The organism is Novosphingobium sp. (assembly GCF_019748365.1).
Taxonomy (GTDB): domain Bacteria; phylum Pseudomonadota; class Alphaproteobacteria; order Sphingomonadales; family Sphingomonadaceae; genus Novosphingobium.
The window spans coordinates 1-21705 of sequence record NZ_JAIEPN010000109.1; the positions used below are offsets into that span (position 1 = coordinate 1).

The following is a 21705-nucleotide window of genomic DNA, read 5'->3' on the forward strand; positions in this document are numbered from 1 at the left end:
TCCCTCTCCGCCCCCGCTGCCCGCCCGGGGGGGGGGGGGGGGGGCGCGGCCCCCCCCCCCTGGCGGAGGTGGTGCCTGCGGCCCCCTCTCCCAACCCTCTCCCCTGAAGGGGAGAGGGCTTTACGATGCCCTCTTCCACCAGCCATCGGGCGAGCTTTGCCACCCGCTCGACCTTGTCGGCAACGGTGCCCAGCTTCTCGTGGAAGGTAATCCGCGCCAGCTTCTCCGCCTGCACCGAAAGCGGCGTCTTCCTGTCCTGCTCCCAGAAGAAGCGGGCGTCCGAAAGGCGCGCGGCGAGGACCTTGCGGTTGCCGGCGACGATCATCGCGCCGCCATCGTGCGCCGCGATATTGGCGGTGCAGACGAAAGCATTGGCGAGTTTGCCCGCAGCGTCGCGGCAGATGAAGTACTTCTGGTTCACCCGCGCGGTGAGCTGGATCACTTCGGGCGGCACTTCAAGGAAAGCCTCGTCAAAGCGGCCGAGCAGCGGCACCGGCCATTCGGTGAGGCCGGCGTTCTCGATGACGAGCCCTTCGTCCTCGACCAGCAAAAGGTCTGCGTCCGCCGCCGCCTGCTTGGCGCCTTCGCGGACGATAGCTTCGCGTTCCGCGTGATCAACGATCACATGGGCCTCGCGCAGCTTGGCCGCGTAGTCATCCACGCCATCGATCACGATTTCGCCGCTGTGGTGGAAGCGGTGGCCCATCGTGGTGCGGCCCGAGCGAATGCCGCCGATCTCGCAATCGATCACTTCGCCGCCCAGCAGCGCGATAATGCCCGAAAGTGGGCGCACCCAGCGCAAGCTGTCAGGCGCAAGGCTCGCCGCGCCCCAGCGCTGCGACTTGGGCCAGGGGAAGGCGCGGATGATGGCGGGGATCGCGGCGGCCAGCACCTCGGCAGCGGCGCGGCCGGGCTTTTCGACGACGGCAAACCATACGCCATCGCGCTCGGCCAGTTGGTCCTTCGTCAGCCCCGTCTTGCGCAGAAAGCCTTCCAGCGCCTGTTCGGGGGCGGAGGTGCGCGGGCCCTTGGTTTCCTCGGCTTGCGCCTGCGTGGCGAGCGGCAAGCCCTTCGCAATCAGCGTCAGGCGGCGCGGGGTGGACCACACGGTCAGCGCGCCGACGGCGAGCCCAGCGGCCTCCATCTCGCGGCGGAACAGCTTTTCGAGATCGGCGCGCGCGCCGGCCTGCATCCGCGCGGGGATTTCTTCCGAGCGCAGTTCGAGCAAGAAATCGGCGCCAGGTGTCTCGACTTCGCTCGACACGAACGGGGTGGGGTTGGTGCTCATGCCGTCCACCCCGGGAACTTCGCTTCCCATTCGGGGCGGTACTTTTCCATGTAGCCCTCGCAAGAGCCGCGCGCGAGATCGCGCACCCGGCCCATGTAGCTGGCGCGTTCCTGCACCGAAATCACGCCGCGCGCCTGCAGGAGGTTGAACAAGTGGCTCGCCTCGATCGCCTGTTCATAGGCTGCGATGGGGACCTTGGCGTCGAGCGCCTTGCGGCATTCGGCCTCGGCGCGGCGGAAGCCTTCGAACAGCGTTTCGGTGTCCGCCACCTCGAAGTTCCACGTCGACATCTGGCGTTCGTTCTCGAGGAACACGTCGCCATAGCTCACGCCGTGATTGTTGAACTTGAGGTCGTAAACGTTGTCGACGCCCTGGATGTACATCGCGAGGCGTTCGAGGCCGTAGGTCAGCTCGCCCGAGACGGGCTTGCAATCGAAGCCGCCCATCTGCTGGAAATAAGTGAACTGGGTGACTTCCATGCCGTCGCACCAGACTTCCCAGCCCAGCCCCCAGGCGCCGAGCGTGGGCGATTCCCAGTCGTCCTCCACGAAGCGGATATCGTGCAGCAGCGGATCGATGCCGATGGCAGCGAGGCTGCCGAGATAGAGCGCCTGCAAGTCCGGCGGGCTCGGCTTCATGATGACCTGATACTGGTAATAGTGCTGCAGCCGGTTCGGGTTCTCGCCATAGCGCCCGTCGGTCGGCCGGCGGCTCGGCTGGACATAAGCGGCATTCCACGGCTGCGGGCCGAGCGCGCGCAGGGTTGTGGCGGGGTGGAACGTGCCCGCGCCCATGCGCATGTCATAGGGCTGGAGGATCAGGCACCCGCGCGCGCCCCAATAGGCGTGGAGCGTGAGGATCATGTCCTGCACGCTGAGGGGGGCGGAAGCGGGGTTCGCAGTGTCAGCCATGGCCCGCGCGCTTTGGCGGATTGGCCCGTTCAAATCAACCGTGCGGCGCGCGGTTCTTGCTTCGCCTCCGCGCTTGGTCCATCCCGATGGGGCAATGACGCGCCAGACCTCCCCCCTCGCCCGGCTGCTGCAGCTGATGGCCGGCTGCCTGCTGATCACGCTCGCGGCCTGCGGGGCGGCCAAGCCGCCGCCGGACGATCCTGCGAAAGTGGCGCTCTGGGCGATTTCGGACAGCACCGGGGTGCATGGTTGGCTGCTCGGCACCGTCCATTCGCTGCCCCCGGGCACGCAGTGGCGGCGACCGGCCATCGACAGTGCGATTTCCGGCGCGGACCGGCTGGTGCTCGAAATCGGCGAACCGCTCAATCAGCAAGTGGCGGGCGAAGCGCTGGGGCGCCTTGCCTTCACCCCCGGCCTGCCGCCGCCGAGCGAGCGGGTCGGCCCCAAGTTCCGCGCGGACTTGTCCAAGGTCTACAAGGATCTCTCGCTGAACGACACGCAGTTCAAGGATCAGGAAAGCTGGGCTGTCGCGCTGCAAATTGCCGCGATCGGCGGGCTCAAGCAGGGGATGGAGCCCGACAGCGGGGTCGAACCCGAGCTGCGCAAGGTGATCGGCAACAAGCCGGTGACCGGGCTCGAGACGATCGACAGCCAGTTCGGCATTTTCGACACGCTGCCGCCGCGCGCGCAGACGGTGCTGCTGGAGCAAGTGGCGCACGAGGCCGCCGACAACCGCGACGACGACAAGGACATGCTTACGCTTTGGATGCGCGGCGATGAACTCGGCATCGCGCGCGAGGCACAGACCGGCTTTCTGGCCGATCCGACCCTGCGTTCCGCGCTGCTGACCCGGCGCAATCTGGCCTGGGCAGACCAGATCAATGCCATGCTGAAAGCGGGCGCGAAGCCGTTCATCGCGGTGGGCGCTGCGCATGTGGCCGGGATCGACGGCCTCCCCCGCCTCCTCGAGGCGCGCGGGTGGCTGGTGAAGCGGGTTTATTGAAGGACAGGGAGTTTCTCGCAGAGGCGCAGAGGCAAAGAGGGACGCGAAGAGGGAGCAGCACGCCGCAGGCGCCGGTTTTTGATCGACCAGCGACATGAATGCGGCTTCGCCGCGCAGAACGCCATCTCTGCGCTCTTCCTTTCCCTTCCCGATCTCTGCGAGAAACCGGCGACATGCCCGGCTTCTGCTTGCTTTTTCGCGCCAACACGCTAAGGGCCGCCGCTTCCTTGCGCGCATGGTCATCCCTGGAGGCGTGGCGCGGGGAGTCGTTTGAACACATATAACGTGAAGGTACGGACACATGAGCGATACGCTGCATCTGCCGGCCGAGACGCGTGAACGGGCTGGCAAGGGAGCCTCCCGTGCACTTCGTCGCGAAGGCCGCACCCCCGCCGTGATCTACGGCGGCAATCAGGATCCGGTTGCGATCCACGTCGAAGAAAAGGAACTGCGCCGCCAGCTTGGCACCGGTCACTTCTTCAACTCGATCGTCGAGCTCACTGTCGGCGGCGAAACCGTTCGCACGCTGCCCAAGGACGTTGCCTTCCACCCGGTTTCGGAGCGTCCGCTCCACGCCGATTTCCTCCGCATTTCGGCCGATGCTCCGGTCGAAGTCTCGGTTCCGGTGATCTTCATCAACGAAGCCAAGTCGCCTGGCCTCAAGAAGGGCGGCGTGCTGAACATCGTCCGTCATGAGCTTGAGCTGATCTGTGAAGCCGACAAGATCCCGGACGACATCGCTGTGGACGTCGCTGGCGTCGATGTGGGCGATTCGATCCACATCAGCAGCGTCACGCTGCCGGCCGGTTCGCGCTCCGCGATCACCGACCGTGACTTCACGATTGCCACGATCGTGGCCCCCTCCGCGCTGAAGAGCGCCGAGGGCGACAACGAGACCCCGGCGGCCTGATCGCTGCCCGCGTCTGGATGCCCGGTCCCTTCCCCCATGCGGAAGGGACCGGCACCAACGCCCCTCCCCCCGCCTGAACTAGGGAGACCCTCGCCATGCAGCTCTGGGTCGGCCTCGGCAATCCCGGACCCCAATACGCGCTCCACCGGCACAATGTCGGTTTCATGGCGCTCGATACGATCGCCGAGGTGCACGCCTTCGGCCCCGTCCAGAAGAAGTTTCAGGGCTGGGTGCAGGACGGCCGCATCGCCGCGCAGCGCGTGATCCTCCTCAAACCCGCGACCTTCATGAACGAAAGCGGCCGCGCGGTGAGCGAGGCCCTGCGATTCTACAAGCTCGGCCCGGACGCGCTTACCGTGTTCCATGACGAGCTCGATCTCGCGCCGTTCAAGGTCAAGGTGAAGCAGGGCGGCGGCCATGCCGGGCACAATGGCCTGCGCTCGATCGATCAGCATATCGGGCCGGACTTCCGCCGCGTGCGGCTCGGCATCGGCCATCCGGGACACAAGGACCGGGTGACGGGTTACGTGCTGGGCAACTTCGCCAAGGCCGAGCAGGACGACCTCGTCGACATGCTCGGCGCCGTGGCCGGAGAGGCCGGATGGCTCGCTTCCGGCGATGATGTGCGCTTCATGAACGACGTGGCGCTACGCCAGAATTAACCCAATCTGGCGTCGGGCTGCCTTACAGTGACGTAACGTACGAATAGCCGTTAACCAATAGAAACGGCAAAAATGCGTAACTGGCATCATGTTTGCTTTGTCAGCGTTTAACCACGGTTTACTGGCAAGGGGACTCAACCATGAAACGCATTCTGCTTACCTCGGCGGCGCTGCTCGGCACTGCCATGATCTCGACTCCGGCTTCGGCCTGGGTCAAGCACACCCACTACTGCAACTGCGGCCACAAGGGCGTGTGCACTGGCACCAGCACAAGCTCGAGCACCACTGGCGGCACGACCACTACTGGTGGCACGACCACTTCCTCGACAACCGGCGGCACGACGACCTCGTCGACAACCGGCGGCACGACCACCACGGGTGGCACCACGACCACGGGCGGAACGACGACAGGCGGCACCACGACCACTTCGACCACTGGCGGCACCAGCACGTCGGGTGGCTCGACCGGCGGCACCGCCGTTCCGGAACCGGGCATGCTCGGCATGATGGGCCTCGGCTTCGTCGGCCTTGCCCTGGCGCGCCGCCGCCGCCGCTGATCTGATACCCCTTGCCCCACCGAAGTCCTTCACGGGGCCGCACCGCGACCCGTGAAGGACCGGCACCTTTGCCGAGAGTGGCGGCAAGAGACTTTGGCTGCGATCCTGCAGCCCTGCGGCGTCAGCCGTTCGTGGCCACCGCTCGCGCCAGATCAACGCGGAACAGACGGTTCGCCGGATCGAGTTGGCTGGCTTGCTTCATCAAACGAAGCATCTGATCCCGGTCGCGGCCCGCTTCGAGGCGTACGAGCGCAGCCGTATGCATCATGTCGGCATTGCGCGGTGCAAGTTCCAGCGCCCTGTCAGCATAGCCGAACGCCAGATCGACCTGCCCTAGACGCGATGCCGCAATCGCCATCAGGCGCAGCGCTTCTGCATCATTCTCATGCCCGGGAATCTTGCCGAACGCGGCCAGCGCCGCCGACCAGTCCTGCCGGACAAGCGCAGATTGTCCGGCACTAACCAACTGCTGGTTCAGCTTCAGCGCGGGCGACTGCAGCCTGGCAGTCAGTGCACCGACCGACGGATCCCTTGCGGCCGTGGCCGCCCTTACCGCCAGATCGAGTTCGCGCTCTCCGGCCAGCACGCTGCTTGAAAGCGGCTGCACCGTGCGCAGGGCTGAACGCGCGTCGCCAACCGCCAACTGGGCCTCGGCCAGCATGATCCGCGCGTAAGGGTTCTGCGGTGAAAGCAGCAGCGCCTGCGCGAACATGGCGCGCGCCTGTTCGGGATGGCCGAGCCGCAGCAAGGCCTCGGCATAGCTCATCGCGTTGGCCGAACGCGGATCGAGCGAGGTTTCGCGCCCGACCAGCGTCTTGCGGACGGTTTCCCAATCTCCCTTTTCCGATGCCAGCAGCACGGTAAGGTCGATCACTTCCGGATGGCCGGGCCCAATCTTCGCGGCTTGCGCCACAAACGACCCGGCCGCATCGATCCGGCCCTGCATCTCGGCCAGGCTGGCAAGCGCGGTGAGCGGTTCGATCCGCGAAGGGAACGCTTTGGCTGCGGCCTTGTAGCTGCTTTCTGCCCCATCGAACTGGCCCTGCTCGGCCGCCAGCGTTCCGGTCATCATCAGCGTATCGAGCCGTGCCGGACCGATCTGGCGCAAGGTTTCGACCGCCTTGCCGGCAGCGGGATAGTCCTGCGCGGCGATCAGGAACCGGGCGTAGTCATGCACCAGCGCATAGTGGCGCGGATTGGCGGCAAGGCCGCGGCGCAGCGCCTCAAGCGCGGCGGGGGCATTGTCGAGCGCGCTTTCGGCCGCGGCGCGCAGGCGCCACGCCTCTGCCCCGTTATCCTGCCCGAGGAGGTTCAGCGCGGCCTGCGGCTGTCCGCGCAGAATCGCTGCTTTCGCCTTCATATGGACGAGTTCAGGACCGCTGAAGCCCGCTTCCTCCAGATGCGTGAGCGCTGCCTGAGCGCCATCACCATCACCGAGCCTGAGTTGGGTGCGCGCATAGAGCAGCAGCATGTCGCGATTGCTGCCATCGCCTTCGAGTGCGCCGAGCACTTGCGCCCGCGCGGCCGCATAATCTTCCGCCGCAAAGGCCTTTTGTGCCGCGGCGAACTGCGCCGCCGGATCGGTGCGAGAGCAGGCCGAGGCGAGCAGGAGGAGGGCAAGGAGCGCGGTGCGTTTCATCACGCTGACCAATACTACCTCAGCCCTGAAGTTTCGGTGAAAACGCGCCGAAGACCTGCTGGGGGCCAAAACGTCGGAACGGTTTGCAAGCCGGTCACGGTTAATCTTCCGAAACGGAGGATTTCCGCCGCTGGCATAGTGTTTGCGCAAGGGTGGGGGATCACACTTTATCCCGTCAAGGGCTGGGCCATGACCACGTTTCTGAGTTAGGTTCACCCGCCTTTATGGCCTCCGTCACGACCGCAACTCCTGCGCCAGCGAACTAGATGGTGTTCACGGCGGCCGATATCGGCCCTGACACTGAGCGACTTCTACGTGCGCTACCAGTCCATCGTCGGCGTCGACGGCGTCACCTCGGCGAGCAAGCGCAGGCAAGATCACCAGCAGCACCAGCACTTCGACGGGCGGCACGCCGGTTCCCGAGCCGGGCATGCTCGGCCTGCTCGGTGCGGGTATTGTCGGCCTCGCGCTGGCCCGCCGTCGCCGTTCGGTGGCACAGGTGCGCTTCGCCGCAGCCTGATCCGGCGATTTCCTGAGCCCCACACAAGCGGAAGGGCTCCGACCGCAAGGTCGGGGCCCTTTCCGTATGCGGCTCAGCCGCGCTGTGCTTCGGCGAGATGCTGCGCGATGATCTGATTCTGCGGTGCCTTCTGCGCCGCGCGGCGGAGCAGATCGAGCGCGCGGTCACGGTTGCCGCCGGTCTGGTGCAGCAGCCAGCCCATCGTATCCATGATCGAGGGATCTTCAGGCGCGACCTGAATGGCGCGCTGGGCGAACTGCAGCGCCTTGTCCTTGTTGCCGACTTGCGCCTGCGCCCAGGCCATGTTGTTGAGCACCAGCGCGCTGCGGCCATCGGTGAGCGCGAGGATCTGCTCGTAGGCAGTGATCGCATTGCCCCAGTTGCTCGCCCTCATGGCCGTATCGGCAGCGCTGAGCGCCTGCCCCAGCGATTGCGGCGAAGGGTAGCGCGCCCGTGCTGCAAAGAACGCCGCGTTGGGATCGCCCGCCGCTTCCGCCGCCGTTGCAAGCAGACGCAGATCCTCGACATTGGCGGTCTTGCTCCGCGCAAAAGGCGTCAGCGTCTGCACCGCGCCGGCCGCGTCGTTGCCCGCAAGCTGCGCCTTGCCGAGTTCGCGCCGCAGCACAACGCTTTCGGGGTGACGCGCCAGCATCGGGGCGAGCCGGGCACGGGCCTGTTCGGGCTGGCCGATCTGGGTGAGCGCCTGCGCATAGAGCACGCTGGCGTCGTCGCGGTCCTTGAGCTTGTCCTCGTTGGCCTGGAGAATATCGCGTGCAGTGTTCCAATCGCCCTTCGCCGAGGCAAGGCGCGCCTTGAGGTAGGCGAGCGTGCCGTCGGTGGTCTTGCCCTGGAAGCCCGCAAGCAGCGCCGCCAGCTCATCGGTGCGGCCAAGATCGCCCAGAATGCCGGCCTGCCCGGTGAGCGCGGGGAGATTGCCGGGGTATTCCTTGCCGGCCTTGGCATAGGCAGCGAGGGCTTTGCCCAGTTGCCCTTCCGCTGTCGCGACCTGGCCATTGACAAGCATGGCATCAAGGAGGCTGCCATCGGCCGCGAGCGCCTGATCGGCAAGGCTGCGCGCGGCTGGCGTATCGCCGTTCAGCAGCTTCAGGCGTGCAAGGCTGGCGAGCGTCGGCGCGTGCTTCGGCTCCACCGCGAGCGCGGCCTGAAACGCCTCCTCCGCCCCTGCCTTGTTATCCTGCGAGAGCAGCGCAAGGCCGCGCAGCCGCAGCCCGGCGGCGGACCTGTCGTCGCCCAGCGCCGCAAGCGCATCCTGCGCCTGCCCGCGCAGAAGCGCAGCTTCGGCAAGGAGGCGATTGAAATCGGCTGGTTTGCCAAGGCTCGCCAGCTTGTCGAGGTTGGCCCCCGCCGCAATGCCGTCGCCCAGAGCCAGCGCATTGCGCGCCTGCAGTTCGATCAGCGCGGCGTCGCCCGGATTGGCGGCCAGCGCGGCGGCAATGTCAGTCTGCGCCGCGAGGTAGTTGTGCGCCGCGTACTCGGCGCGCGCCTTGGCCGCCAGCGCCTTGGGATCGGAACCGCAGCCTCCCACCACAAGCGCAAGCGCAAGCGCCGAGAACGCGAGAGGCGAGGAGGCAATCCGGCTCATGAAGTCCGTTCCTTCTGCGTGTGCACACTGGCCACGCCGCATTACATTCGGAACGGACCTAAGCCCTGATCGCTGAAATATTGGTGAAGGACGTGCGGACCTAACCGACCCAGCCAGCAATCTCGCCCGCATCGATCCCCTTGCCCAGCGTGAAGCTGGAGCCGACCGCCGCGACCACCGCGGTGCGCCGGTCGAGCCCGAGCAACTCGCGCAGACGGAACGTCGCCTCGACCCCGGTGCAATGCGCTGCAAACAAGTACGAGAGCCCCTTGAGCCGCGCGGCGGTCTCGACCAGAACCGCATCGGGCTTGGCGAACAGGTGAATGCCTCCAATCACGGCGTAGAGGCGCGCATCGCCGGTCATCGCCTTGGCATCGTCGGCGATATTCATGATCCCCGCATGGCCGCAGCCGGTCACGATGACTACCCCTTGCGCCGTGGCGATCACGAGCGAGGTATCTTCGCGCAGGGTATCAGGCACCAGTTCGGCGGCGGATTTGACGAAGAGCCCGGGGCTCCAGTTGGTTTCGGCATGGCCGCGTGGCACCGGCCCGGTCAGCCAGGCGCCCGTCGCAATCTCGGACGGGCCGGAAAGCTGCTGGATGTGCCCGCCTGTCTCGAGATACGCCTTGGCAAGCGCCGGAAAGCCATTCGCGGATTCGGATTTCCCATCCTTCATGTAGCGGGGTGAGAAGATTCCCTCACCCACATAGAGCCGGGAAAGCGCATTCGGATTCTTCTGCATCAGTGCCTTGCGCAGAGTCAGCAGCCCGCCGGTATGATCATCGTGGAAGTGCGAGATCACAACGTCCTCGACCGTCGAGAGGTCGATCTTCAAGGCCTCGGCGTTCCTGAGCACGACATCGGGGCTGCCGCCGGTATCAAACAGAATTCGCCGCCCATCGACTTCTACAAGCGCGGCAAAGCCCCATTCTCCCAGCGTTCCATAGTCGGTCAGCATGGTCGAGAGGATGGTGACCCGGACGTCCTGCGCCTGATGGGTGCCGCCGCTGGCAGCCCACGCGCCGGCCCCGCCAAAGCACGTGAGCAGAAGCACCAGACAGGCCATCAACCGCTTCATATCACCCGCGCCCCCTTGACCTTGTGCCCAAGCGATACCATCGCGCGCTTCACGGCCGCGGGCAAGCCATTCGCCCGCCGCACCAGACAAGGATTGTTTCATGGGTTTTCGCTGCGGGATTGTCGGGCTGCCGAACGTGGGCAAGTCGACGCTGTTCAACGCGCTGACCGAGACGCAGGCAGCGCAGGCGGCGAACTATCCGTTCTGCACGATCGAGCCCAATATCGGGAACGTCGGCGTGCCCGATCCCCGGCTCGACAAGCTGGCGGCCATCGCGGGCAGCCAGAAGATCATCCCTACCCAGCTCGGCTTTGTTGATATCGCGGGCCTGGTGCGCGGGGCATCGAAGGGTGAAGGGCTCGGCAACCAGTTCCTCGGCAATATCCGCGAGGTGGACGCGATTGTTCACGTGCTGCGCTGCTTCGAGAATGCGGACATCCAGCATGTCGACAACAAGGTCGATCCGATTTCGGACGCCGAGACGGTCGAGACCGAGCTGATGCTCTCGGACCTCGAAAGCCTCGAAAAGCGGGTGCCCGCCGCGCAGAAGAAGGCGGCGCAGGGCGACAAGGAAGCGAAGATCACCGCTTCGGTGCTCGGCCAGGCGCTCGATCTGCTGCGCGAGGGCAAGCCCGCGCGGCTCACCGTGCCGAAGGACGACGAGGAAGCGCGCGTCTTTGCGCAGGCGCAGCTGATCACCGCGAAGCCGGTGCTTTATGTCTGCAATGTCGAGGAGGAAGCCGCCGCGACCGGCAACGATTTTTCCGCGCGCGTTATCGAGAAGGCCAAGGCCGAAGGTGCCAATGCGGTGATCGTGTCCGCCGCGATCGAGGCCGATATCGTGACAATGCCGGTGGAAGACCGCGCCGAATTCCTGAGCGCGCTGGGGCTGGAGGAAGCCGGCCTCGCGAAGATCATCCGCTCCGGCTACGAGCTCCTCCACCTCCTCACCTTCTTTACCGTCGGCCCCAAGGAAGCGCGTGCCTGGACCATCCACGCCGGCGCCAAGGCTCCCGAAGCGGCGGGCGAGATCCATTCGGACATGCAGCGCGGCTTCATCCGAGCCGAGACGATCGCCTACGACGATTTCGTCACGCTGGGCGGCGAAGCGGCGGCGCGCGATGCGGGCAAGCTGCGGCAGGAAGGCAAGGAATATGTTGTGCGCGACGGCGACGTGATGCACTTCAAGTTCAACGTGTAAGGTGCTGGGCTGATGCAGTATTACGAGGATCTCGTTGTCGGCAAGGTGACCAAGTTCGGCCACTATGAAGTGACGCGCGAGGAAGTGATGGAGTTCGCGCGGAAATACGATCCGCAGGCCTTCCACCTCGACGACGATGCGGCAGCGGCAACGCATTTCGGGCGGCTTTCGGCCAGCGGCTGGCATACCGCGGCGATGACGATGTCGATGACCGTGGCGAACCTGCTGAACAACAAGCAGGCGGGCCTCGGCTCCCCCGGCGTCGACGAACTGCGCTGGATCAAGCCCGTCTACCCCGGCGACACGCTGCGCTGCGAGAACACGCTGCTGGAGAAGCGCCGCAGCAAGACCAAGCCGGAAATGGGCATCATCAAGGGCGAGACGAAGGTCTACAACCAGAACGACGAACTGGTGATGAGCTTCAAGGCGCTCGGCCTTGTCGCCACACGCGATCAGACGGGCACCGACTAAGCGCACGGCCATGGAAATCCGGCCCTACCAAGCTGCGGATTTTGATGGGCTCGACGCGCTGTGGCGCGAAGCCTTTCCGAACGACCCACCGCGCAACCGCGCCGCGCAGTCTGTCCCCGCCAAACTGGCCCTGAACGACAACCTGCTGTTCGTCGCGGTCGAGGATGATCAGGTCCTCGGCTCGATCATGGCGGGCTATGACGGGCACCGCGGCTGGCTCTATTCCGTCGCTGTGCGCGAGGATGCCAAGCGGCGCGGGATCGGCACCGCGCTGGTGCAGAAGGCGGAAGCGGCCTTGCGGGCGCTGGGCTGCTGCAAGATCAACCTGCAGGTGCGCAGCACCAACGCGGCGGTGATCGACTTTTACAAGGGGCTGGGTTTCAGCGTGGAGGACCACGTCAGCATGGGGCGCCTGCTGTAGACGCAGCAAGGCCGAGCTGACGAGAGATGCCCTGATCCTCGTCATTCCCCGCGAAGGCGGGGGGCCGGGGCGGTGGGCGCGGTGGTTGCTTCTCTGGATTCCCGCCTGCGCGGGAATGACGAGGTTTTTGAACATGTCGGGGTTTGGTCACCACGGGCTTGGCGTGGGGTTCCGCTTGGATGGTCGGCGCGGCGGTTGCGGCGAGAAGCGGGACCCCGGATCAAGTCCGGGGTGATGGGGATGGTTGTTTTCCTCCAACCTTCGTCATTCCCGCGAACGCGGGAATCCAGAGCCCTAAAACGCCGCGCCTGCCGCTCTGGATTCCCGCCTGCGCGAGAATGACGAGGTGGGTGGCGGGGCCCGAGCCTGTTGGATTTGGCGGCGCGGTGGTGGGGTGTTTGGGCAGGGAGGGTGATCGCGCGACCGGTGCGGCGCCTGCACTGGCGCTGCGGGGAGGGCGTCGTGTTCCGCCTTGGTGCGAGTGGCCGGATGGGCAGAAGCGGTCCGGCGCAGCCTTCTCGTCGATCATGGCCCGGGACCGGGGTAGCGGCTCGCGTGCGTACCGGTCTTTGCTCGCATTCGGCCAGATGCCGATGGGAGCCATGATCTGCGTGCTGGCGCGGTAGTGTGCCTGGCCAAGGACTTGGGGGAGACCGCCCCACCTTGAACCCGCAGCCCGCACCGGTCGCGTTGGCGTTTCACGGCCAAAGGAGCGAGGGCGAGGCCGGCCTAGCCTGCTCCCGATCTGGGCGGGGCGTATAACCCATTTGGTTCGTTTTGTCAAGGGTTCTGATGGGAGGAGGCGTTGCTGGCCCACCCCCAGCCCCTCCCGCAAGCGGGAGGGGGATTTATGTGTGGTCGCAATCCCAAGCTTCGTCATTCCCGCGAACGCGGGAATCCAGGGCGGCGGGCGCTGCGTGTGCGGCTCTGGGTTCCCGCCTGCGCGGGAATGACGAGCGGCAATCAGGAACCGATGAATTGGGCTGAAATTACATCGGCTTACACTGCACCACGCCCTTGGCGAAGAACTGGATGCGGCCTTGCGGGTCCATGATCGTGAGGCTGGTGGCGAGGGTCTTGATCACGCCGTTCTCGATCGGCTTGGCATCGGGCAGCGGCGCGATCAGCAGGATGCGCTCCGGCCCGAGATAGCGGGTGCGTGCGGTTTCGGGGAGGATCTGGCTCTTCTTGTCGGCCGGGATACGCTCGATCTTGCCCTTGACCTTGATGATCGCCTCGCCTTCCTGCGCCAGGGCCAGCGCAGACATGCCCCCGCCTTCCGGCGTGAAGTTGCAGCCGCCGCCGTAAAGCTTGTTATCCTTGATATCGGGATAGGTGATCGGCTCGGGCTGGACCGTGGTGGCGGGCGGCGGCGGCGGCGGCGCGCCCGGGCCGCAAGCAGCCAGCAGCAGCGCCAGACCCAAAGCAATTCCCCGCATCATTTCCTCCCGAAGAGCTTTTCAATATCGCCATGGGCCAGTTTGACCCATGTCGGGCGGCCATGGTTGCACTGTCCCGAGCGCGGCGTCACTTCCATTTCGCGCAGCAGGGCATTCATTTCCGCGACGCTCAGTACCCGCCCGGCCCTTACCGAACCATGGCAGGCCATGGTTGCCAAAACGAGATCACGCTTCTCGCCGAGTAGAAGCGCCGCGCCATTCTTGGCCAGATCATCCGCAACATCGCGCACCAGCGCCTGCACATCGCCGCCCTTCAGCACGGCAGGAACGCTGCGCACGAGCATTGCGGCAGGGCCGAAGCGTTCGAGTGCGAGGCCATAGGCGGCAAGCTCGCAAGCCGCTTCCTCGAGCCGGTCGCAAGAGGGTTCGTCGAGTTCGACCACTTCGGGGAGCAGCAGCGCCTGCGCCGGGGCGGCGCCCTCCCCCGCCCCCGCCGCGCGCAGGCGTTCGAGGACGAGGCGTTCGTGCGCGGCATGCTGGTCGACAAGGACGAGTCCATCCTCCGCCTCGGCCACGATGTATGTCGCCGCAATCTGGCCGCGCGCGACGCCGAGCGGATGGCTGGGGACGGCCTCCACCGCCGGTTCGGCGCGGGCGGCAGGCGGAGCCATGATCGCCGCTTCATAGCCGCGCCACGCCTGCCCCGCCTCGGACACGCGGGCGGCGGGCTGCGACGGGAAGAACAGGTTGGTCTGCGGCGCGGCGGCGGGCGCGATAGGCTCGGCCTGCCAGGCGCGCATGGCGGCAGCGTCCGGCGTCTGGGCGGAGCGGCGGTCGCCCGTGGTGAGCGCCTGCCGGAGGCCCGAGACGATCATCCCCCTCACCAGCGCCGGATCGCGGAAGCGCACTTCGGTCTTGGCCGGGTGGACGTTGACGTCGACGTCCTCGGGCGGGACTTCGAGGAACAGCGCAAGGACGGCGTGGCGATCGCGCGCGAGCATATCGGCATAGGCGCCGCGCACCGCGCCAATCAGCAGCTTGTCCTTCACTGGGCGGCCATTGACAAAGAGGTACTGATGGTCCGCCACGCCGCGATTGTAGGTGGGCAGCCCGGCAACGCCCATCAGATGAAAGTCTCCCCGCACCAGATCGACTGCGACGGCGTTGTCATGCAGTTCGCGCGCGACCAGCTGGGCGGTGCGCGCGGCGAGCGTATCGCCCGGCTGGACCGAGAGCGCCCGGCGGCCATCGTGTTCGAGCGTGAAGCCGATATCCGGCCGCGCGAGCGCGAGGCGGCGGACGACATCGAGACTGGCGGCCCATTCGGCGCGCGGGCTACGCAGGAACTTGCGGCGAGCGGGGACTTTGCCGAACAAGTCCTCGACCCGGACGCGGGTGCCCGGCGGCAGGGCAGCCGGGCCATCGGAGACGACCATGCCGTGATCGACCACGCGCGCCCAAGCCTCTCCAGCCGTGCCGGCGCGGCTTTCTATGGTTACCCGTGCGACGGAAGCGATCGAAGGCAGTGCCTCGCCACGGAAGCCGAGCGTGGCGACCATTTCGATGGCTTCATCGGGCAGCTTGGAGGTTGCATGCCGCTCCAGCGCCAGCGCGATCTCGTCCGCGCGCATGCCGCAGCCGTCGTCGGTCACCTCGATCAGCGAGAGGCCGCCGTCGGCCAGCCGCACCGAAATGTGGCTCGCGCCCGCATCGATGGCGTTCTCGACCAGTTCCTTGAGCGCGCTGGCCGGACGCTCGACCACCTCGCCCGCCGCGATGCGATTGACGAGGTTTTCGGGCAGACGCCGGATGGTTCGCAGGGTTTGGGCCATGGGATGAACAAGCCTAGCGACGAAGTCGGGCTTTTTCGAGGCCAGCGCCCGCACTTATCCCGCAAACAAGCACACAAAATATTGGGTTTTGCTCTGCGGCCCTGCTAATGCGCGCACTTCGCAAGCCCCGCCAGTGCCCCACTCGCCCTTCACGCGGGCGGGCCCAACCGCAGTTTTATACGGATTTCCTGATGGCCTCGATGCTTTCCCGATTCTTCAAGTTCGGTTCCCAGAACATCGCAATCGATCTCGGCACCGCCAACACGCTGGTCTACGTTCAGGATCGCGGCATCGTGCTCAACGAACCGTCGGTCGTGGCGATCGAGACCATCAACGGCATCAAGCGGGTCAAGGCCGTGGGTGACGATGCCAAGATGATGATGGGCAAGACCCCGGACAACATCGAGGCGATCCGCCCGCTGCGCGATGGCGTGATTGCCGACATCGAAGTCGCCGAAGAAATGATCAAGCATTTCATCCGCAAGGTGAATGGTTCCAAGAGCCTGCTGCGCTATCCCGAAATCGTGATCTGCGTGCCTTCGGGCTCCACTTCGGTCGAGCGCCGCGCGATCCGCGACGCGGCGAGCAACGCCGGCGCCAGCCAGGTGTTCCTGATCCTCGAGCCGATGGCCGCTGCCATCGGCGCCGACATGCCGGTCACCGAACCGGTCGGCTCGATGGTGGTCGATATCGGCGGCGGCACGACCGAAGTCGCCGTGCTTTCGCTGCGGGGCCTTGCCTACACCACTTCGGTGCGCGTGGGCGGGGACAAGATGGACGAAGCGATCGTTTCCTACGTGCGCCGCCACCACAACCTGCTGATCGGCGAATCAACCGCCGAGCGCATCAAGAAAGACTTCGGCATCGCCACCGTGCCGGCCGACGGCGTGGGTGAGACGATCCACATCAAGGGCCGCGACCTTGTGAACGGCGTACCCAAGGAAATCACCATCACGCAGGCCAACGTCGCCGAAGCGCTGTCCGAACCGATCGGCGCGATCGTCGAAGGCGTGCGCATCGCGCTTGAAAACACCGCGCCCGAACTGGCGGCGGACATCGTCGATCAGGGCATTGTGCTGACCGGCGGCGGCGCGCTGATCCGCGGGCTCGACGATCATCTGCGCGAGGAAACCGGCCTGCCCGTCAGCGTGGCAGAAGATCCGCTTTCCTGCGTGGCGCTGGGTACCGGCCGGGCGATGGAAGATCCGATCTACCGCGGCGTGCTGATGACGGCGTGATGCCGCACCTGACGGCGCACGGAGCACATAAGGAAGGGTAGCATGGCGCGGTCGCCAGACCGGCGCCCGGGCTTTTCGCGCAGGGCGCAATACGGGATCTTCACCGGCTACGTCATCGCCGTGGCCGGTTTCCTTGCGGGCGCGGGACTCCTGATTGTCAGCATCGTCAACCCTTCCGCCTTCAGCTCGGTGCGCGGCGCGGCGAGCGAGATCGCGCGTCCGGCAGGCGAGGCCGGTGCTGAGACCCGTGCGGCGGGCCAGAGCGTGATTGCCGCGATCGGCGCCTATTTCCAGGCGGGCCGCCAGAACGCCGCGCTGACCCGCGAAGTGGCCGCCGCGCGCGCCAACGCGCTCACCATGCAGGCACTGGAGGGCGAGAACCGGCGGCTCAAGGCGCTGCTGGGGATTGTCGATCCGATGGTGAAGCCGGTCGCCGCCGGGCGCCTGATCGGATCGACCGCTTCAAGCGCGCGCCGCTTTGCCGTGCTTTCGGCGGGCTCTTCGCAAGGGGTGCGCCCGGGCCAGCCGGTGCGCTCTGCCGCCGGCCTCATCGGCCGCGTGATCGAAACCGGCCCCGGCACCGCGCGGGTGCTGTTGGTGACCGACCCCGAAAACGTGGTGCCCGTCCGCCGCGCGCGCGACGGCCTGCCTGCGTTTGTCGAGGGCAAGTCTGACGGGCGCATCGCGATTCGCCTGCTCAACATGGGGGTCAATCCGCTGAAGCTTGGCGACGTTTTCGTGACCTCGGGTTCGGGCGGGCTCTATCCGCCTGGTATTCCGGTCGCAGTGGTCACCGAAGTGCTGCATGATGGCGGCGTAGGCCACCTCGCCAGCGATCCTGCCGACGCCGATTTCGTGGTGGTTTTGCCGGTATTCCAGCCTGCCGCCGTCACCGCGCTTGGCGCCAGCCAGCAGGCCGCCGGACCCGCGCCCGAGCCCAGCGAGGCCGGAGGCGGCAACTGATGCCTTTCCCACGCCTGCCCGAATTGCCGAGCCTGCCGATGCGGCCGGAGGACCTCGTCCCCCAGCGGATCAACCGTGCGCCCTCCCCGCTGCTCGCCTCGGGCCTGCCGTGGCTTTCGGTCATGCTGGCCTCGCTTGCCGCGTTCTCGCCGGTCATCGCCTCGGCGCCGGTCGTGCCGCCGCTCGCCTTCATGGTGTTCCTCGCCTGGCGGATGCTGCGCCCCAGCCTTCTGCCGCTCTGGGCAGGGTTGCCGCTCGGCGCGTTTGACGATCTTTTCAGCGGGCAGCCGTTTGGATCGGGGATCGTGCTATGGTCCGCCGCGATGCTGGTGATGGACACGATCGACAACCGCCTGCTGTGGCGCAGCTTTGTGCAGGACTGGGCCGTCGCCGGCCTGCTGATGAGCGCCTATCTGGTCCTCTCGGCAGGCATTGCCGGGCTTGCGGCAGCCTATCCGCTGCCACTGGTGATCGGCCCGCAAGTGCTGGTCACGCTCGCGCTCTATCCGCTGGTCACCCGGTTCGTCGCGCTGCTCGATCGCATCCGCCTGCTCCCCTTGCGCTCGGTTTGATGCGATGCGCAGCACGTGGACATGGCCATGGTCCAAACAGACGAAGCCGCTGCCGGTCACCAGCGCGCAGCTCACCCATTCGTTCGAGCGGCGCACTTTCGTGCTGGGCATGGCGCAGGCGAGCGTTGGCCTGCTGCTCGCCGGGCGCCTGACCTGGCTCGCCGTCGCGGAAAACGCCAAGTACCGCGCGGCCTCTGAAAGCAACCGCGTCAATCTCACGCTGATCCCGCCGCGTCGCGGCTGGGTGATCGATCGCACCGGCGCGCCGCTCGCGGCCAACCGCGCAGACTTTCGCGTCGATCTCGTGCCCGACCGCGTCGTCGATCCCGATGCCACGCTGGCGACGCTGTCCAAGCTGCTCGGACTCACCGCCGACCGGGTCAGCGACATCAAGGACAAGCTGAAGAAAGCGCGAGGCTTCCAGCCGGTCGAAGTCGCCTCCAACCTTGATTGGGACAAGTTCGCCGCGGTGAGCGTGCGCCTGCCTGAACTGCCCGGCGTGATCCCGCAGCGGGGCTTCTCGCGCTATTACCCCACCGGCGCGGCCGTCGGCCATCTCGTCGGCTATGTCGGACCGGCTTCGGCGGAGGACTACGAGAAAGAGCGCAATCCGCTCCTCATCACTCCCGGCTTCAAGATCGGCAAGGACGGCCTTGAAAAGCACTTCGAGGAGCGTCTGCGCGGCGTCCCCGGCGCGCGGCGGGTGGAGGCGACAGCGGGCGGGCGCGTGGTGCGCGATCTCGGCACGCGCGAGGATGTGCCGGGAAAGCCCATCCAGCTCACCATCGATGCCGCCCTGCAGGACTATGCCGCGCGGCGGATCGGGCTCGAATCCGGCTCGGTCGTGGTGATGGACTGCGCAACCGGCGATGTGCTGGCGATGGTATCGATGCCCAGCTTCGATCCCAACAGCTTTGCCGATGGCATCGGCCGCATCGAATGGAAGATGCTCTCGGAAGACGATCACGTGCCCTTGCGCAACAAGGTGCTGCGCGGGCTCTATCCGCCGGGCTCGACGGTGAAGCCGATGGTCGCGCTCTCGTTCCTCGAAGCCGGGCTCGATCCCGAAGCCAGCGTCGGCTGCGGCGGCGGACTGCGTGTGGGCAACCGCGTGTTCCACTGCTGGAACCGGCGCGGTCATGGCACGACCAACATGGCCAAGGGAATCTACCAGTCCTGCGACGTCTATTTCTATCACTTCGCGCAAGCGATCGGGATGGACAGGATTGCCGCGATGGCGCGCCGTCTGGGGCTCGGGCAGGAGTTTCCGATGCCCTATCCCGGCCAGTCTTACGGCACGGTGCCCGATCCTGCCTGGAAGCAGCGCAAGTACGGCAAGGAATGGGCGATCTACGATACGGTGAACGCCACGATCGGTCAGGGCTACATGCTGGTCAATCCGCTGCAGCAGGCGGTCATGGCCGCGCGGATCGCATCGGGGTTGCAACTTGCCCCGCGCCTGCTGGTGGACCGCCGTGCACCGCGCGCGGCTTCGCTCGGCATCCGGCAGGATCACCTTGATCTGGTCCATGCCGCGATGAACGAAGTGGTCAACGGGCGCGGCACTGCGGGCAAGGCGCGGCTGCCGATCGAAGGCGTGCAGATGGCGGGGAAGACCGGCACCGCGCAAGTCGTCGGGCTCAACATCGGCAACGGCAAGGGCGGCCTGTGGAAGCACCGCGACCACGGCCACTTCATCTGCTTCGCCCCCTTCGACAAGCCGCGCTATGCCTGCGCCGTCGCCATCGAGCACGGCGGCGGCTCGGGCGCAGCCTACCCCATCGCCCGCGACGTGATGACCTTCCTTTTCGACCGGGCCAAGGCGATGGAAGTGCTGGAAGGATACGAGAAGGAATGGGGCGGCAACGTGCAGCAGCGCATGGCCGCCAAGTACAACGCCTATGCGGCAAGGTTCGGTGCGAGTGCTCCCGCAGCGCCGGATGAGGCGCAGGCGGCACAAGCGGTCGAGGCAGACAATGCCCCCGCCCCCGAACCGGCCGCCGCGCAGACCGATGCGGCACCGCCTGCGCCCGAACCCGAGGCGTCCCCGGCCCCGGCCGAGACTGCGGCGCCCGCGCCCGCTCCTGCCGCAACGCCCGCACCCGCAGCGCCAGCACCGGGAGCCTAGGTCATGCAGCGCGCCTATATCCCCGCCTTCATTGCGCGGCAGCCCTGGGGCGTGATCCTGCCGCTCTCCGCGCTCGTCACCTTCGGCGGCGCAGTGCTCTATTCGGCGGCGGGCGGGCATCTGATGCCCTGGGCGCTGCTCCATGAGGTGCGCTTCACCGTGTTCCTTTCCATGGCGATGGTCATTTCCAGAGTTCCACAGAACTGGTTCAAGAACGCGGCTCTGCCATCCTACGCTGTGCTCTGTGTACTGCTGGTGCTTGTCGAACTTATCGGGCGGGTGGGTGGCGGCAGCCAGCGCTGGCTCAACCTCGGCTTCATGCAGCTCCAGCCGTCGGAACTCATGAAACCCGGTATCGTGCTGGTGCTCGCTTGGTTCTACAGCGTACTGCCGCCAAGCGAGATCCGCACCTGGCGGGCAATCGCCCCGGCGGTGGTGCTGCTGGGTCTGCCTGCTGGCCTCGTCATGCTCCAGCCTGATCTGGGCACCGGCCTTGCGATCAGCTTTGGCGCGGTGGTGATCATGTTCCTCGCCGGCCTGCCGCTCTGGCTGTTCGTCACCGGCGGCGCGACCGTCGCTGTCGCCGCACCGCTCGCATTCTTCACCGTGCTGCACGATTACCAGCGCAAACGAGTGCTGGTGTTCCTCGATCCGGAAAGCGATCCGCTCGGCTCAGGTTACCACATCACCCAGTCCAAGATCGCGATCGGATCGGGTGGCCTCTTCGGCAAGGGCTTCGGCCAGGGCTCGCAGAGCCACCTCGACTATCTGCCCGAAGCGCACACCGACTTCGTGTTCGCGACGATGGCCGAGGAATGGGGCATGATTGGCGGCTTCTTCGTCCTCATCGTCTTCGCGCTCGTGCTGCGCTGGGGCCTCAGGGTCGCGCTGAACGCGCCGGACCGCTTCTCGCGCTTGCTGGCCTCGGGCATGGTGACGACGATATTCTTCTACGTCTGCATCAACCTGATGATGGTCATGGGCCTTGCGCCGGTGGTGGGCATTCCCCTGCCCTTCGTGAGCCACGGCGGCTCCTCGATGATGACCAACATGCTGTGCATCGGCAGTTTGATGGCCGTCGACCGCTGGTCGCGCGCACCGGGCGGGACCTTGCGATAATTTTTCAAATTTGGGGCTTGGCAGCCTGCGAGAAATCGCTAAAGGGGCCGCTCCCGGTTGCCGGCAACGGTACGGTGTGGACGCATAGCTCAGTTGGTAGAGCAGCTGACTCTTAATCAGCGGGTCCTTGGTTCGAGCCCAAGTGCGTCCACCATATTTTCTCTATAAATTAATAGGTTATGCCTG

20 protein-coding genes and 1 tRNA gene are annotated in these 21705 nt (G+C 66.3%); 14 read left to right on the forward strand and 7 right to left on the reverse strand.

Features of this window, described 5'->3' with window-relative positions; genetic code table 11:
• Together glyS and K5Q19_RS13680 are read right to left on the reverse strand one after the other, a co-directional pair.
• The coding region (gene glyS, locus K5Q19_RS13675; RefSeq protein WP_292946126.1) for a glycine--tRNA ligase subunit beta at positions 1-1288 on the reverse strand (1288 nt) is incomplete at its 3' end.
• Positions 1285-2199, reverse strand: coding sequence for a glycine--tRNA ligase subunit alpha (locus K5Q19_RS13680; protein ID WP_292946128.1), 915 nt, complete (start codon positions 2197-2199; stop codon positions 1285-1287). The genes K5Q19_RS13680 and glyS, both read right to left, overlap by 4 nt.
• Before the next feature lie 94 nt (positions 2200-2293).
• On the opposite strand from K5Q19_RS13680, the gene K5Q19_RS13685 reads away from it, so the two are divergent.
• The 4 genes from K5Q19_RS13685 to K5Q19_RS13700 all read left to right on the forward strand — a co-directional run bounded on the left by K5Q19_RS13685 (position 2294) and on the right by K5Q19_RS13700 (position 5331).
• Entirely contained in the window at positions 2294-3202 is a 909-nt protein-coding gene (locus K5Q19_RS13685; RefSeq protein WP_292946131.1) for a TraB/GumN family protein, read from the forward strand.
• A 301-nt stretch (positions 3203-3503) separates the two neighbouring features.
• Positions 3504-4112, forward strand: coding sequence for a 50S ribosomal protein L25/general stress protein Ctc (locus K5Q19_RS13690; protein ID WP_292946134.1), 609 nt, complete (start codon positions 3504-3506; stop codon positions 4110-4112).
• 95 nt (positions 4113-4207) lie between these two features.
• Complete coding sequence (gene pth, locus K5Q19_RS13695; RefSeq protein ID WP_292946136.1) at positions 4208-4774, forward strand: aminoacyl-tRNA hydrolase; 567 nt, start codon at positions 4208-4210, stop codon at positions 4772-4774.
• Positions 4775-4914: 140 nt separating this feature from the next.
• Complete coding sequence (locus K5Q19_RS13700; protein ID WP_292946138.1) at positions 4915-5331, forward strand: PEP-CTERM sorting domain-containing protein; 417 nt, start codon at positions 4915-4917, stop codon at positions 5329-5331.
• A 121-nt stretch (positions 5332-5452) separates the two neighbouring features.
• Here the strand turns inward: K5Q19_RS13700 and K5Q19_RS13705 are convergent, their stop codons facing one another.
• Complete coding sequence (locus tag K5Q19_RS13705) at positions 5453-6970, reverse strand: tetratricopeptide repeat protein (protein WP_292946141.1); 1518 nt, start codon at positions 6968-6970, stop codon at positions 5453-5455.
• Between the two features lie 430 nt (positions 6971-7400).
• On the opposite strand from K5Q19_RS13705, the gene K5Q19_RS13710 reads away from it, so the two are divergent.
• A complete protein-coding gene (locus K5Q19_RS13710) occupies positions 7401-7490 on the forward strand; it encodes a hypothetical protein (protein ID WP_292946143.1) in 90 nt (29 codons plus the stop codon).
• A gap of 73 nt (positions 7491-7563) precedes the next feature.
• On the opposite strand, the gene K5Q19_RS13715 is transcribed toward K5Q19_RS13710, so the two are convergent.
• Together K5Q19_RS13715 and K5Q19_RS13720 are read right to left on the reverse strand one after the other, a co-directional pair.
• On the reverse strand, positions 7564-9093 hold the full coding sequence (locus K5Q19_RS13715) for a tetratricopeptide repeat protein (RefSeq protein ID WP_292946145.1): 1530 nt from the start codon (positions 9091-9093) through the stop codon (positions 7564-7566).
• 100 nt (positions 9094-9193) lie between these two features.
• A complete protein-coding gene (locus K5Q19_RS13720; protein ID WP_292946146.1) occupies positions 9194-10174 on the reverse strand; it encodes an MBL fold metallo-hydrolase in 981 nt (326 codons plus the stop codon).
• 100 nt (positions 10175-10274) lie between these two features.
• On the opposite strand from K5Q19_RS13720, the gene ychF reads away from it, so the two are divergent.
• The 3 genes from ychF to K5Q19_RS13735 are packed head-to-tail and all read left to right on the forward strand — an operon-like array spanning position 10275 to position 12267.
• Positions 10275-11375 carry a redox-regulated ATPase YchF gene (gene ychF / locus K5Q19_RS13725; RefSeq protein ID WP_292946148.1) on the forward strand — a complete coding sequence of 367 codons (1101 nt, stop codon included), beginning with the start codon at positions 10275-10277 and terminating at the stop codon, positions 11373-11375.
• 12 nt (positions 11376-11387) lie between these two features.
• Complete coding sequence (locus K5Q19_RS13730) at positions 11388-11846, forward strand: MaoC family dehydratase (protein WP_292946150.1); 459 nt, start codon at positions 11388-11390, stop codon at positions 11844-11846.
• 10 nt (positions 11847-11856) lie between these two features.
• Positions 11857-12267, forward strand: a complete 411-nt coding sequence (locus K5Q19_RS13735) for a GNAT family acetyltransferase (RefSeq protein ID WP_292946152.1) — start codon at positions 11857-11859, stop codon at positions 12265-12267.
• Between the two features lie 989 nt (positions 12268-13256).
• Here K5Q19_RS13735 and K5Q19_RS13740 read toward each other — a convergent pair.
• Both K5Q19_RS13740 and mutL read right to left on the reverse strand, forming a co-directional pair.
• Positions 13257-13706, reverse strand: coding sequence for a hypothetical protein (locus K5Q19_RS13740; RefSeq protein ID WP_292946154.1), 450 nt, complete (start codon positions 13704-13706; stop codon positions 13257-13259).
• A complete protein-coding gene (gene mutL / locus K5Q19_RS13745) occupies positions 13706-15487 on the reverse strand; it encodes a DNA mismatch repair endonuclease MutL (RefSeq protein WP_292946165.1) in 1782 nt (593 codons plus the stop codon). The genes K5Q19_RS13740 and mutL overlap by 1 nt, the downstream gene beginning before the upstream one ends.
• A gap of 203 nt (positions 15488-15690) precedes the next feature.
• Between mutL and K5Q19_RS13750 the strand changes: the two genes are divergently transcribed.
• The 6 genes from K5Q19_RS13750 to K5Q19_RS13775 all read left to right on the forward strand — a co-directional run bounded on the left by K5Q19_RS13750 (position 15691) and on the right by K5Q19_RS13775 (position 21673).
• Complete coding sequence (locus K5Q19_RS13750; RefSeq protein WP_147159928.1) at positions 15691-16737, forward strand: rod shape-determining protein; 1047 nt, start codon at positions 15691-15693, stop codon at positions 16735-16737.
• Between the two features lie 42 nt (positions 16738-16779).
• Positions 16780-17700: a rod shape-determining protein MreC gene (gene mreC, locus K5Q19_RS13755; RefSeq protein ID WP_292946157.1), complete on the forward strand. Its 921-nt coding sequence runs from the start codon at positions 16780-16782 to the stop codon at positions 17698-17700.
• Positions 17700-18272: a rod shape-determining protein MreD gene (locus K5Q19_RS13760; RefSeq protein WP_292946159.1), complete on the forward strand. Its 573-nt coding sequence runs from the start codon at positions 17700-17702 to the stop codon at positions 18270-18272. Before mreC ends, K5Q19_RS13760 begins: the two co-directional genes overlap by 1 nt.
• 4 nt (positions 18273-18276) lie before the next feature.
• A complete protein-coding gene (mrdA, locus tag K5Q19_RS13765) occupies positions 18277-20400 on the forward strand; it encodes a penicillin-binding protein 2 (RefSeq protein WP_292946161.1) in 2124 nt (707 codons plus the stop codon).
• Positions 20401-20403: 3 nt separating this feature from the next.
• A complete protein-coding gene (rodA, locus tag K5Q19_RS13770; RefSeq protein ID WP_292946163.1) occupies positions 20404-21519 on the forward strand; it encodes a rod shape-determining protein RodA in 1116 nt (371 codons plus the stop codon).
• Positions 21520-21597: 78 nt separating this feature from the next.
• Positions 21598-21673: transfer RNA gene (locus K5Q19_RS13775), tRNA-Lys, on the forward strand.
• The last annotated feature ends 32 nt before the right edge of the window (positions 21674-21705 follow it).

Bases quoted from the DNA above. Each gene is read 5' to 3' on its own strand.
- K5Q19_RS13680 (WP_292946128.1), bottom strand. From the start codon at position 2,199: ATGGCTGACACTGCGAACCCCGCTTCCGCCCCCCTCAGCGTGCAGGAC.
- K5Q19_RS13685 (WP_292946131.1), top strand. From the start codon at position 2,294: ATGACGCGCCAGACCTCCCCCCTCGCCCGGCTGCTGCAGCTGATGGCC.
- K5Q19_RS13690 (WP_292946134.1), top strand. From the start codon at position 3,504: ATGAGCGATACGCTGCATCTGCCGGCCGAGACGCGTGAACGGGCTGGC.
- pth (WP_292946136.1), top strand. From the start codon at position 4,208: ATGCAGCTCTGGGTCGGCCTCGGCAATCCCGGACCCCAATACGCGCTC.
- K5Q19_RS13700 (WP_292946138.1), top strand. From the start codon at position 4,915: ATGAAACGCATTCTGCTTACCTCGGCGGCGCTGCTCGGCACTGCCATG.
- K5Q19_RS13705 (WP_292946141.1), bottom strand. From the start codon at position 6,970: ATGAAACGCACCGCGCTCCTTGCCCTCCTCCTGCTCGCCTCGGCCTGC.
- K5Q19_RS13710 (WP_292946143.1), top strand. From the start codon at position 7,401: ATGCTCGGCCTGCTCGGTGCGGGTATTGTCGGCCTCGCGCTGGCCCGC.
- K5Q19_RS13715 (WP_292946145.1), bottom strand. From the start codon at position 9,093: ATGAGCCGGATTGCCTCCTCGCCTCTCGCGTTCTCGGCGCTTGCGCTT.
- K5Q19_RS13720 (WP_292946146.1), bottom strand. From the start codon at position 10,174: ATGAAGCGGTTGATGGCCTGTCTGGTGCTTCTGCTCACGTGCTTTGGC.
- ychF (WP_292946148.1), top strand. From the start codon at position 10,275: ATGGGTTTTCGCTGCGGGATTGTCGGGCTGCCGAACGTGGGCAAGTCG.
- K5Q19_RS13730 (WP_292946150.1), top strand. From the start codon at position 11,388: ATGCAGTATTACGAGGATCTCGTTGTCGGCAAGGTGACCAAGTTCGGC.
- K5Q19_RS13735 (WP_292946152.1), top strand. From the start codon at position 11,857: ATGGAAATCCGGCCCTACCAAGCTGCGGATTTTGATGGGCTCGACGCG.
- K5Q19_RS13740 (WP_292946154.1), bottom strand. From the start codon at position 13,706: ATGCGGGGAATTGCTTTGGGTCTGGCGCTGCTGCTGGCTGCTTGCGGC.
- K5Q19_RS13750 (WP_147159928.1), top strand. From the start codon at position 15,691: ATGGCCTCGATGCTTTCCCGATTCTTCAAGTTCGGTTCCCAGAACATC.
- mreC (WP_292946157.1), top strand. From the start codon at position 16,780: ATGGCGCGGTCGCCAGACCGGCGCCCGGGCTTTTCGCGCAGGGCGCAA.
- K5Q19_RS13760 (WP_292946159.1), top strand. From the start codon at position 17,700: ATGCCTTTCCCACGCCTGCCCGAATTGCCGAGCCTGCCGATGCGGCCG.
- mrdA (WP_292946161.1), top strand. From the start codon at position 18,277: ATGCGCAGCACGTGGACATGGCCATGGTCCAAACAGACGAAGCCGCTG.
- rodA (WP_292946163.1), top strand. From the start codon at position 20,404: ATGCAGCGCGCCTATATCCCCGCCTTCATTGCGCGGCAGCCCTGGGGC.